This window comes from Mesorhizobium montanum (assembly GCF_033977145.1).
In the GTDB taxonomy this organism is placed as follows: domain Bacteria; phylum Pseudomonadota; class Alphaproteobacteria; order Rhizobiales; family Rhizobiaceae; genus Mesorhizobium; species Mesorhizobium montanum.
Map to the genome: position 1 here is coordinate 1 of NZ_JAVIJF010000036.1, position 12,271 is coordinate 12,271.

The 12,271-nt window shown below is 61.6% G+C and carries 10 protein-coding genes and 1 pseudogene; 9 read left to right on the forward strand and 2 right to left on the reverse strand.

Going from position 1 to position 12,271, the window contains the following annotated elements:
* Positions 1–127 precede the first annotated feature (127 nt).
* Both RFM68_RS31935 and RFM68_RS33735 read right to left on the reverse strand, forming a co-directional pair.
* A pseudogene (locus RFM68_RS31935) lies at positions 128–441 on the reverse strand (MFS transporter); the annotation flags it as partial.
* 352 nt (positions 442–793) lie between these two features.
* Positions 794–1,060, reverse strand: coding sequence for an Lrp/AsnC ligand binding domain-containing protein (locus tag RFM68_RS33735; protein WP_430678082.1), 267 nt, complete (start codon positions 1,058–1,060; stop codon positions 794–796).
* Between the two features lie 1,055 nt (positions 1,061–2,115).
* Between RFM68_RS33735 and ccoN the strand changes: the two genes are divergently transcribed.
* The 9 genes from ccoN (at position 2,116) to ubiM (ending at position 12,080) form a co-directional block, all read left to right on the forward strand.
* The gene (gene ccoN, locus RFM68_RS31940; protein WP_320236938.1) at positions 2,116–3,747 is read left to right on the forward strand and encodes a cytochrome-c oxidase, cbb3-type subunit I; all 1,632 of its coding nucleotides are present in this window, start codon (positions 2,116–2,118) and stop codon (positions 3,745–3,747) included.
* On the forward strand, positions 3,738–4,469 hold the full coding sequence (gene ccoO, locus RFM68_RS31945) for a cytochrome-c oxidase, cbb3-type subunit II (protein ID WP_320236939.1): 732 nt from the start codon (positions 3,738–3,740) through the stop codon (positions 4,467–4,469). The genes ccoN and ccoO overlap by 10 nt, the downstream gene beginning before the upstream one ends.
* A gap of 13 nt (positions 4,470–4,482) precedes the next feature.
* Positions 4,483–4,632, forward strand: a complete 150-nt coding sequence (locus RFM68_RS31950; protein WP_320236940.1) for a cbb3-type cytochrome oxidase subunit 3 — start codon at positions 4,483–4,485, stop codon at positions 4,630–4,632.
* A gap of 2 nt (positions 4,633–4,634) precedes the next feature.
* Entirely contained in the window at positions 4,635–5,498 is an 864-nt protein-coding gene (gene ccoP / locus RFM68_RS31955; protein WP_320236941.1) for a cytochrome-c oxidase, cbb3-type subunit III, read from the forward strand.
* A 200-nt stretch (positions 5,499–5,698) separates the two neighbouring features.
* Complete coding sequence (ccoG, locus tag RFM68_RS31960; protein ID WP_320236942.1) at positions 5,699–7,258, forward strand: cytochrome c oxidase accessory protein CcoG; 1,560 nt, start codon at positions 5,699–5,701, stop codon at positions 7,256–7,258.
* Positions 7,259–7,299: 41 nt separating this feature from the next.
* Positions 7,300–7,752, forward strand: coding sequence for a FixH family protein (locus RFM68_RS31965; RefSeq protein ID WP_407046158.1), 453 nt, complete (start codon positions 7,300–7,302; stop codon positions 7,750–7,752).
* Positions 7,749–10,022: a cation-translocating P-type ATPase gene (locus tag RFM68_RS31970; RefSeq protein WP_320236943.1), complete on the forward strand. Its 2,274-nt coding sequence runs from the start codon at positions 7,749–7,751 to the stop codon at positions 10,020–10,022. Before RFM68_RS31965 ends, RFM68_RS31970 begins: the two co-directional genes overlap by 4 nt.
* Positions 10,019–10,174 carry a cbb3-type cytochrome oxidase assembly protein CcoS gene (gene ccoS / locus RFM68_RS31975; protein WP_320217189.1) on the forward strand — a complete coding sequence of 52 codons (156 nt, stop codon included), beginning with the start codon at positions 10,019–10,021 and terminating at the stop codon, positions 10,172–10,174. The genes RFM68_RS31970 and ccoS overlap by 4 nt, the downstream gene beginning before the upstream one ends.
* Before the next feature lie 724 nt (positions 10,175–10,898).
* The gene (gene ubiM / locus RFM68_RS31980) at positions 10,899–12,080 is read left to right on the forward strand and encodes a 5-demethoxyubiquinol-8 5-hydroxylase UbiM (RefSeq protein ID WP_320236944.1); all 1,182 of its coding nucleotides are present in this window, start codon (positions 10,899–10,901) and stop codon (positions 12,078–12,080) included.
* Positions 12,081–12,271 lie beyond the last annotated feature (191 nt).

The window sequence follows — 12,271 nt, forward strand, 5'->3', positions numbered from 1 at the left end:
GCTGACTTCACGCCTGGCTGAAGCCGAACCGCCCACCGGCCGGCCGCTCCACCTCGACACCCTCGTCGCCGACCGCCAGGCCTTGATGGACCGCCTCAGGCCGCTTATCGGCTCCGGTCCATGAAGCGACTCGGATCTGCAGCGGCGGCACGACGATGAAGATCAGCATGCCCCACAGGAAGACGATGGCCACGGCTACCGCGGCAATCGCACCGGGCTTGGTAAAGACGACAAACAGCAGGGCCATGGCGAGGAGCGTGGCGATCACACGTCGGCATCAGCTTCCAGTCTGCCGCCGATGATGTTGCCGATGGTCATGCCGGCGCCGAACAAGAGCAGCACCCAGGTCACGGTCGCCGTCGACAGGCCGGAAACGTCGATCCGATACGGCTTGATGTAGGTGAAGACGGCGAAGAGGCTGGCCGAGGCCAGCGAGGCGATCGCGCTGACGAAATGTTGGCGAGAACTTCGGCGGTTTTTTTCGCCACTAGCCGTTGGCCACGGCCTCACAGGCCTGCGCCCGCGAGCGCCAATGGCCGGCACGCGGCTGAGCGATCTCATACGCATCGCATGTCTGCGCCACATGCTGGCCTCTGATGCCATACTGCCTTGCGATTTCGGTCATCGGTTTCGACCAGACCAGATCGTGAGCTCGGCCCGCGTCATTCTCAGCACGTATCTTCCTTCTCGTATCAATCGCCAGCAACGTGAGCCAGCCTCTCGGCAATTTAGACGCGCTTGGCCTTACCTCCGCCTAAATGAAGATTTCGTGGATGCGCTCGGGCCGCGCCATTCATCCAAACGGAACGACACGACGTAGAGGAATATCCGCCCTAATTTTTCTTACCCCAGGTAGCCGGGAAAGGACTTCCCGGTGGATCTCTTCGTAGCCCCGGATGTCTTTTACGCAGACGTATAGAAGGTAATCCGTCTTGCCGCTCACCGCATAGCATTCTTCGATTTCAGGGTGCTTTCGAAGAGAATTTTCGAAGCGCTCGACCGTGTGTGAGCTAACGGCCTCCAACTCGATCCGGACCGGGATTTTGCTACCGGTTGTCAAATTTCTCTCTCCGGTTTTTCCAACTTAAACACCTCATGGAGCCAGCCGCGGTTTCAGCGGGATCGAGCCGCGGGGAGAAAACCGCTGTGCGGGGTTGACCCACGCTTTCTATTCGAACCCAAACTGCCGACGACAGTATGTCTCCCTTTGAAGTTGCGCGAAGACCTCTCGTATAGCCAGGCCTACACCTGGCTTGCAAGTCGCCCGACGATCGCCCGCGCAAACATGTCGTACCTGGCATAGTCACGATCCGATGAATTCACGTCGAATGACGACGTTGTCGCCGGGGGAGGGCGAATATCCTCTTTGGCCATCGGGGCAGTACGGTGCCACAGATGACGGCCCGGATTGCGGCATGGGGGCGCGATTTCATCCCGCGCCTGGCTGCAACCTCGTCGGATCATGAATACGATCGCTTTATTGAGAAGGAGGGGCCAAAAGCGTAGCGATGGATGACCAGCCAGGGGCAACTCCAAGAAAGTTGAGCAAGGTTTTCCGTCCGCGGCGTTCCGCCGAAGGCGTGACGTGGTCATGAAATAACCTTCTGACCACCTCGACATCAGCGTACCGCGGTTGAAGTAGATAGCGAGCCGATCGCCGGCGTCGCCAGAGGCGACCAGCGGTCCCGTCCGATCCGAGCGGCTCGCAGCGTCGGGGACAAAGGCCTTGGCACAGATTGCCAAATGTTTGGTTTGGCCAGCAATGTTGCCGCGTGTCTTGGTTTTGCCATTGGCCCGGCTTCGGGGCGGTCGCGCTTCGCCAATCCTGTCGACGTCGGCAAGCCATCGGCCATACTTCGCAGCCCCACTGGCGTCATCAGATTGCCCGCGATTGCCACCACGCCGCAGCGGCCCGGGGAGGGGGCCTTGTTGCAGTAAGCGGGCTTCGTCGTGCCGCGCTCCTCCTTCAATCGCCACCTTGTCATCGCACCGAACTCGATGCTGCCAGAGGTAAAATCGTGCGGCTCTGACATGGATCAGGGCAAACAGGCCGCGACTGCGTAATTGATGCGACGCGGATTGGCGTCCGCCGGAATTTCCAGATCGGGACTTGCGATGAAATTTGGCACAGAGATCGTCCTTCTAGGCCTTTTTGCTTTTGGCGCCCTCGTAGCCGCCGGCTTCGGGGTGGATGAACCATTTCGCCAGCACATGTGGGTTTTGTTCTTCGCCGTGGCTGGCTTCAACGCGATGCTGATGCGCAACACCGAGTTCAAGCCCGCGGCGCCGATCGACCCTTCCGCCTACATGGATGGACCGATCCGCTACGGGGCCATCGCAACGGTGTTCTGGGGTGTCATCGGCATGCTGGTCGGCGTGGTCATTGCGCTCCAGCTTGCATTCCCTCACCTCAGTATCGAGCCCTGGTTCAATTTCGGCCGGTTGCGGCCGCTTCATACCTCCGGCGTCATCTTCGCCTTCGGCGGCAACGCGCTGCTTTGCACGTCGTTGTATGTGGTCCAGCGTACGTGCCGCGCGCGCCTCTTCGGCGGCAACCTCGCCTGGTTCGTCTTCTGGGGTTACCAGCTCTTCATCGTCATGGCCGCGACCGGCTATCTGCTGGGCATCACCGAAGGCCGCGAATACGCCGAGCCTGAGTGGTACGTCGACATCTGGCTGACAATCGTGTGGGTCGCATATCTGGTCCTTTTCCTTGGCACCATCCTGAAGCGGAAGGAACCGCATATCTACGTCGCCAACTGGTTCTACCTCTCCTTCATCATCACCATTGCGATGCTGCACGTGGTCAACAACCTGTCGATGCCGGCTTCTTTCCTGGGGTCCAAGAGCTACTCCGCCTTCTCGGGCGTTCAGGATGCGCTGACGCAGTGGTGGTACGGGCACAATGCCGTCGGCTTCTTCCTGACGGCCGGCTTCCTCGGCATGATGTATTACTTCGTGCCGAAGCAGGCGAACCGCCCGGTCTATTCATACCGTCTATCCATCATCCACTTCTGGGCGCTGATCTTCCTCTATATCTGGGCCGGGCCGCATCACCTCCACTACACCGCCCTGCCAGACTGGGCGCAGACGTTGGGCATGGTGTTCTCGATCATGCTTTGGATGCCGTCCTGGGGCGGCATGATCAACGGCCTCATGACCCTTTCCGGTGCCTGGGACAAGCTGCGCACCGATCCCATCATCCGCATGATGGTCGCGGCTGTCGCCTTCTACGGCATGTCGACCTTTGAAGGCCCGATGATGTCGATCAAGACTGTCAACTCGCTCTCGCACTACACGGACTGGACCATCGGCCACGTGCACTCCGGCGCGCTTGGCTGGGTGGGCATGATCTCGTTCGGCGCGATCTACTACATGGTGCCGAAACTCTGGAATCGAGAGCGTCTCTACTCGCTGCGCCTCGTCACCTGGCACTTCTGGCTGGCGACCCTCGGCATCGTGGTCTACGCGGCCGTGATGTGGGTTTCCGGCATCATGCAGGGCCTGATGTGGCGCGAGTACGACGAGCAGGGGTTCCTCGTCTACACCTTCGCAGAAACGGTCGCCGCCATGCATCCCTACTACGTCATGCGCGCCGCAGGGGGCGCCATGTACCTCTCCGGTGCACTGATCATGGCTTGGAACATCACAATGACCATTCGTGGCTACCAACGTGAAGAGGATCCGATGCCGGGCTCTGTCTCCGCCCTCCAGCCTGCGCGATCAGGAGCCAGAAAATGGGCTTGATGGACAAGCACGCGCTGATCGAGAAGAACGCCACGCTGCTTCTCGTCGGATCCCTGCTGGTCGTGACCGTCGGCGGCATCGTCGAGATCGCGCCGCTGTTCTACCTCGACAACACGATCGAGAAGGTGGAGGGCATGCGCCCCTACACCCCGCTCGAGCTCGCCGGCCGCAACATCTATGTGCGCGAGGGATGCTACCTCTGCCACAGCCAGATGATCAGGCCGTTCCGCGACGAAGTGGAGCGCTACGGCCATTACAGCCTGGCGGCCGAGTCGATGTACGACCATCCGTTCCAGTGGGGATCCAAGCGCACCGGGCCGGACCTAGCACGCGTCGGCGACCGCTACTCCAACAGCTGGCACGTTCAGCACCTCACCGATCCGCGTTCCGTGGTGCCGGAATCCATCATGCCGAGCTATGGCTTCCTGAAGGATACACCGATCGAGGTGAAGGACTTCTCCATGCACCTCGTCGCCAACCGGCGCGTCGGTGTCCCCTACACCCACGACCTAGTCGTGCAAGCCAACGCCGACCTGATGGCGCAGGCCGATCCCAACGCCGACACGTCCGGACTGGAAAGCCGCTATCCGAAAGCCAAGGTCGGCGACTTCGACGGCAATCCGCAACAGGTCACCGAGATGGACGCCCTGGTCGCCTATCTGCAGATGCTCGGCACGCTCGTCGACTTCAAGAACTACGACGAAGCCGTTGGCTACCGCTGAGGAGAACAAACCGATGGAATACAACCTGATGCGCGAGTTTGCCGACAGCTGTGGCCTGCTTGCCATGGTGCTCTTCTTTGCTGGATGCGTTGCCTTCGCGCTCAGACCGGGCGGTCGCAGTCAGGCTGATGAAGCCTCACACATTCCCTTCAAAGACGACTGATCATGAGCACGCAGTATATCGATGATATGTCGGGCATCTCAACCACCGGTCATGAGTGGGACGGCATCAGGGAACTCAACAACCCCCTGCCGCGGTGGTGGGTGGTCACCTTCTACGTCACCATCGCCTGGGCGATCGGCTACACCATCGCTTATCCGGCTTGGCCGATGCTGACCTTTGCAACAAAAGGTGCGCTCGGCTATTCAAGCCGCAATGACGTCAAGAACAAGATGGCTGCGGCCGAAGCCGCCAAGGCCAAATATGTCGCGGCCGTGGGATCGAAAACCGTCTCGGAGATCGCTGCCGACGACGCGCTGCGCGAGTTTGCCGTCTCGGCCGGCGGCGCGGCATTCAAGGTCAACTGCGTGCAATGCCACGGATCCGGCGCGCAAGGTTCGAAAGGATTTCCGAACCTTAACGATGACGATTGGCTGTGGGGAGGCAAGACGGAGCAGATCCAGCAAACGATCACGCACGGCATTCGTTTCACCGCGGATGGTGACACCCGCCAGTCGGAGATGCCTGCCTTCGTCGATGTGCTCAAGCCCGAACAGATCGCCCAGGTCAGCGCTTTCGTTGCCAGCCTCTCGGGGACCATCAAGGACAAGAGCCTGATTGAGCCCGGCGCCAAGGTCTTCGCGGAAAACTGCGCTGTCTGCCATGGTGAGAACGCAAAGGGCAATAGGGAATTCGGCGCACCCGATCTGACCGATGCGATCTGGCTCTATGGACCAGGCGAGACGGCGATAGCCGCCCAGGTGCGCACCCCGAAACAAGGCGTGATGCCAGCGTGGATCGAGCGCCTCGGCGAGATCAAGGTCAAGGAACTTGCAGTCTATGTCCATTCGCTTGGCGGCGGAGAGTAGGCGGCGGCCTATTCTCGGCCCTCCCCCCGCCAAGCGACGAGGCCCGGCGCGAGCCGGGCCTCGACCGCGTTGCGGCAGTCCGCGATTGAACTTCCTCAACGCGACGCTGCCCGCCATGCGGCAAGGGTCGCCCGACCATCGGCCAGAACCCGTGGCCGAGTGTCGGGCGCGAACATCGTCGCTGGTCACCGGAGCTTCTCGTGCTTGATAACAAGCAGATAAAATGGCTCGAAGCCGAAGCGGTCAACTCCGCCACGACACGCCAGCCGCTCTATGCCGCGCGCAAGAAGGTCTTCCCCAAGCGCGCCTCCGGCCGTTTCCGCCAGTTCAAATGGCTGGTCATGGCGATCACGCTCGGCATCTATTATCTCACGCCCTGGCTGCGCTGGGATCGTGGCGCCTTCGCCCCCGACCAGGCCGTTCTCATCGATCTGGCGAACCGTCGTTTCTACTTCTTCTTCATCGAGATCTGGCCGCAGGAATTCTACTACGTCGCCGGCCTGCTGGTCATGGCCGGCGTCGGCCTGTTCCTCCTTACATCGACGATCGGGCGGGCCTGGTGCGGCTATACCTGCCCGCAGACGGTCTGGGTCGACCTGTTCCTTGTCGTCGAGCGCGCCGTCGAAGGCGATCGCAATGCCCGCATGAAACTGGACGCCGCACCATGGACCGCACGCAAGCTGGTCCTGCGAGCATCGAAGCACGCGATCTGGCTGGTCATAGCGGTGGCCACCGGCGGCGCCTGGATCTTTTACTTCGCCGACGCGCCTAGGTTGCTCGGCGAAGTCGCCACCGGAACCACCGCGCCCGTCGCTTATGTCACCATCGGCGTTCTGACCGGAACCACCTATCTGTTCGGCGGGCTGATGCGCGAGCAGGTCTGCACCTACATGTGCCCGTGGCCGCGCATCCAGGCCGCCATGCTCGACGAAAATTCGTTGACTGTGACTTACAACGACTGGCGTGGCGAGCCGCGGTCACGCCATGCCAAGAAGGCATTGGCGGCCGGCCAGCCGGTCGGCGACTGCGTCGACTGCAAGGCCTGTGTGGCGGTCTGCCCGATGGGGGTCGACATTCGCGACGGCCAGCAGCTCGAATGCATCACCTGCGCGCTGTGCATAGACGCCTGCGACAACATCATGGACAAGCTCGGCCGCGAACGCGGGCTGATCTCCTACGCGACGCTTTCCGACTACAACACCAACATGGCCATAGCGACGGCAGGCGGCACCCGCCCCATCGATCCCACTCTCGTTCGGACCGCCGGCGGCGCTTTCTCCGACAAACTGACGCATTTCCACGTTCGCAAGATCTCTCGTCCGCGCACCTTTGTCTACATGGCCTTGTGGTCGCTGGTCGGCATCGGGCTGCTCTTTTCACTGATGACCCGCAACCGGCTCCAGGTGAACGTGCTTCACGACCGCAACCCGCAATTCGTGACGCTGTCCGATGGATCCATTCGCAACGGCTACACTGTGAAGCTGCTAAACATGACCCCTGAGCCGCGAACCATAGTCGTCACGATGCAGGGACTGGAGGGCGCGCAAATGAACCTCGTTGGCTCTGACCTGCCCGCAGGCCGTTCCTTCGCTATCCCCGTCGAACCCGACCGCCTCAAAACGTTGAAAATCTTCGTGCGCCAGCCCGCCAATCAGCTCCGGGGCCAGACACAGACCTTCACGTTTGTCGCAAACGACCAGGCCGGTTTGGAGTCGGACCGATACATCGCCACCTTCAACGCGCCGGAGACGACCAGGTGAGCACTAAAACAGAGCAACCTCGCGAATTCACCGGCCGGCACATGCTTCTCATCATCTCGGCCTTTTTCAGCGTGGTCGTCAGCGTCAATGCATTGATGGCGACGCTTGCCACTACAAGCTGGACCGGGCTCATCGTCGAAAACGCCTATGTGGCGAGCCAGCAATTCAACAAGAACGCGGATGAAGGCCGCGCTCAAGCGGCACTTGGCTGGAAGAGCCAGTTGACCATTGTCGGTGGCGAGGTTCGCTACAGCCTCGCGGATGCGGCTGGCAAGCCTGTCGCATTGCATGGCGTCAAGGTGCTCTTTCGTCATCCCGCCTACGAAGCCGAGGACTACTCCATCACTTTAGCCCTTGCCTCCGGTCAGGAATACGCGGCCCGGCATACGCCCCGCAATGGCGTCTGGATCGCTGAGGTGGACGCGGACGCAGGTCTTGCGAAGCCCTATCGGGAAGTCCGCCGAGTCATCGTTTCCAATGGGGCGTTGCAATGAGTTGCTGTGCACCTGGCGCCGAGATGGTTCCGGATCCAGGCAGGGTGACGCCGGACCTGCCCTCAAACCAGGAAATCAGGCTGGCAAGCCGCCGTCTTGGCGACGGCATCATTCAGTCGGACTTGTCGGTCCCGACGGTCCACTGCGGAGCCTGCATCCAGGCGATCGAGGCAGCACTCGCAAAACTCGACCGCGTCGAGGGCGCGCGCGTCAACCTATCGACGAAACGGGTGTCGGTGCAATGGCGCGAAGGTGAGGTGCCGCCGATCATGGCCACGCTCGAAGGACTGGGTCATCCGGCGCACCTCTTCGAAACCGACGGCGACGAGAAGGACGGGATGCTTTCGGGATTGGTCCGGGCAGTCGCGGTCGCAGGCTTCGCTGCGGGCAATATCATGCTGCTGTCAGTCTCTGTCTGGTCGGGCGCTGAAGGGCCGACCCGCGATCTGTTCCACTGGGTCTCGGCGCTGATCGCCATTCCCGCGCTTGCATTCGGCGGCGGCATCTTCTTCCGGTCGGCCTGGAATGCGCTGCGACATGGCCGCATGAACATGGACGTCCCGATCGCTGTCGGAGTTTCGCTCGGCTATGCGATGAGCCTCTACGAGACAGTCATTCATGGCGAGCACGCCTATTTCGACGCGTCGGTATCGCTGCTGTTCTTTCTGCTGATCGGCCGCACGCTCGACCACCTGCTGCGCGAACGGGCCCGAACCGCAGTCAAGGGCCTGTCCCGGCTGGCTGCCCGCGGTGCCATGGTTTTGCGCGATAACGGCGCACGCGACTATCTGCCGGTCGGCGAGATCGAACCGGGCATGCGTGTGTTGATCGCCGCTGGCGAACGGGTACCCGTCGACGGCAGGATCGTTCAAGGCGCGTCGGACATTGATTGCTCACTGGTCTCGGGCGAGAGCACGCCGCTAGACGCCGACGCGGGAGACCTGGTCCAGGCCGGCATGCTCAACCTGACCGGCCCGCTGACTGTCGAGGCGATCGCAGCCGCCAAGGATTCCTTCCTGGCGGAAACGGTCCGTCTGCTGGAGGCCGCCGAGGGCGGCCGCGCCCACTATCGCCGGATCGCAGACCGCGTTGCCGTGCTTTATGCGCCGGTGGTACACCTGACGGCGTTCGCGACGTTTCTTGGCTGGATGGCCGCCAGTGGAGACTGGCACAGGGCGATGACGATCGCCATCGCCGTCCTGATCATAACCTGCCCCTGCGCACTCGGCCTTGCCGTGCCTATCGTCCAGGTTGTCGCCGCGCGACGACTGTTCGATAACGGCATCATGGTCAAGGACGGGTCGGCCCTGGAACGCCTGGCGGCGATCGACACGGCGGTCTTCGACAAGACGGGCACTCTGACGCTGGGAAAACCCCGGCTCGTCAACAGGTCGTCTATCGATCCGGCCATGCTGGCCATCGCCGCCGCGATGGGCGCGCATTCCCGCCATCCGCTTTCGCAGGCGCTCGCCGGCCTCGCGAGCCCGGCCGGGCAGCCGACGTTCAATGAAGTGAGAGAGCATCCGGGTTTTGGCATCGAAGCGACTGCCGCGGGCGGCACCTGGCGCTTGGGCAGGCGGGGATGGGCCGGCAGCAAGGGTCGGATCGGTGCCGAAGGAAAAACCGGTGAGACGGTGCTTACTCGAAACGGAAGGCTCGTCGTATCCTTCGAATTCGAGGACGCCTTGCGGGCGGATGCGGACACGGCCATTGCGCAGTTGAAACATGCCGGACTTACAGTGGAAATGTTGTCCGGCGATACGGCCGCCGCATGCGCCGTAGTCGCCGACGCGCTAAAGCTCGACCGTTTTACCCCCGCTCTCGTGCCCTCGGGAAAGGTCCAGCGGATCAGGCAGCTGACCAATGATGGTCACCGGGTCTTGATGGTCGGCGATGGCCTGAACGACACGCCGGCGCTGGGCGCGGCGCATGTCTCGATCGCTCCGGCCACCGCCGCCGACATTAGCCGCAACGCTGCGGATTTCGTATTCCTTCGCGAGAGCCTATGGGCGGTACCCCTTGCCTTGGACGTCTCGCGGAGGGCGGGACGATTGGTCCGCCAGAACATCGCCATCGCGATCGTCTATAATGCGATTGCCGTGCCGATCGCTATTCTTGGACACGTCACTCCGCTGATCGCCGCCATCGCCATGTCCGCCTCGTCGCTGCTTGTCATTGGAAACGCGCTGCGCCTGCAAGGCTTTGCACCTACCACGACGGCTCCTTCGGCAACGCGCGCTGGCATCCGCGCATGGGTGCAGCCCTCATGACGACGCTCGTCTACCTATTACCAGCAGCGCTGTTCCTTGGCGCGCTTGGCCTATCCGGCTTTCTATGGGCGTTAAGGAGTGGTCAATACGAGGATCTCAACGGGGCCGCTGAGCGCATCCTCATCGACTGGGACGACAAGCTGGAACGCTGACCCGATCGCTGTGCCGGCAATTGTACGGATGGCGGTGGTCAGCCGGGTCGACTTGGTCGGGGCCAGACTACCAAGGCTCCCACAGCGAGCTCGCCAAGCGACGTTCAATTAGCCCCTACCGCTCGAAGGACTTGTCGCCCGTTTCTCCGTGCAGGCGGCTGACGTGACAAAATACCTCGCATGGCAGACGGGAGCGTCCGATGTTTGCCTAAAAATGCTGCCGAGCCGATGCGACGGGCGCGAAAAACGGATCAGCCAAGATTAAGTTTGCCGAACGTACGCCGGAGGGGCGCCCGTCATTCCAGGATGACGTGACCACATGGCCGACATTTTCTAGGGCCGTTGACCAGTCGAGCATAAACCCCGCCGCTGTCGGCTTTGCCGCGTCTGGCTGATCCAGATCAAGGTTATCTTCTGAGCGGCGTGGTTACGTCGACCAATCCTTCAAGGGAGAATGCATGTCTAACGGACAGTGTGGTCGTTACCTTCAGCGAACCGCCGTGGTGAGAATCCCCCTTGCTGGGTGGCAATCTGCCTGGCTCGGCCCCCGGTCCTATCGGCTGCGTTGCTGGCTACATCCTTCGTTGCGGATTTATGCGCATTCTTGTGTCCAGTGGCTTGAGGCAATGCGGCGCACACTGGCAGCCAGGGCAACCGGTCCACGGATTGCGGCTCAACGCAACCAGCACCTCACCCAGATAGCCGACGCGATGGCAGCGCGCTGATGGCCAGCTGCGACGACAGTTTCGACATCATCGTCGCCGGAGCCGGGCCGGTCGGACTTTCCTTCGCCGCATCGCTTGCAAAGAGCGATCTCAAAGTGGCGGTGGTCGAGCAGCAAGCCCTCGAAAGCCTGGCGAAGCCGCCTTTCGATGGTCGCGAGATCGCGCTGACCTTCGCCTCGATCAGCATCCTTCGCGAGCTCGGCGCCTGGGACGCCATCCCCGCTGGTCACAAGTCACCAGTGCAAGGCGCGCGCGTGCTCAACGGATCGAGCCCTTTCGCTCTGTGTTTCGATCCTCCAAGAGGATCTGCAGAACCACTCGGATTTCTGGTCCCAAATTGTCGGATCCGCGATGCCCTGTTCAAGATCATCCGCTCGCACCACCGTGTCCAGCTGCTATGCGGCCACTCGGTCGTTGGTGTAACCAACAGCCGCAAAGAGGCGGTCGTAAAGCTTTCCGACGGCAGGCGGTTGACCGCTCGGCTTTTCGTTGCAGCAGATTCGCGTCTGTCGCGCACGCGTGACCTGCTCGGCATCGCCGCCGACATCAATCGGCTTGGCAGCTCGATGGTGATTTGCCGGGTCAGGCACGAGCGCGCCCACCATCAGCTCGCAATCGAATGGTTCGATCACCATCAGACCATAGCGATCTTGCCGCTGATGGAAGGCGAGTCGTCATTGCTTCTCACATTGCGTGCAAACGAGGCCAATAGACTTCTTGCTTTAGACGACGATCTGTTCCTGATCGAATTGACGGACCGGTGTCGAGGGCGCCTCGGAAAAATGACCCTTGCAAGCAAACGCCATATCTATCCGTTGGTCACGACCTGGGCGCACAGCTTCTGGGCTCCAAGCGCCGCACTCGTCGGCGACGCTGCTGTCGGCATGCACCCGGTGACCGCCCATGGCTTCAACATCGGCCTCGGCGGCCAACAGCAACTCGCCCACGGAATACTGACGGCTATTCGCAATGGTCACGACATTGCCGACCCCGACATGTTGCGCAGATACGAGAGCCGCCTGCGCTTGAGGGCGGCACCTCTGTATCACGCTACCAATATACTGGTCGGGATCTACTCAAACGAGCACCGGGTGGCCCGATTTGCAAGACATGTTGGGCTTCGCTTGGGTCAATATCTTCCGTTCGTCCGGCACGGCATTGCGAACATGCTTGGGCGATGAAAAAGCTGCCAGTAGATTTTCGGGCTATTGCGGCGGATGGATTGCCAGGTGCGCTGCGAAATTCCCCCTGAGCAAGTTGCTGTCCCTGGCGCGCAATTCGGCAGGGACTTCCGGCTGGAGGTCCTTCGTCCCCGAGTTCCCGGGTGACATTTTCGTCGGCCCCGGGGTCGCGTTGGCTGAGGAAACGGAGC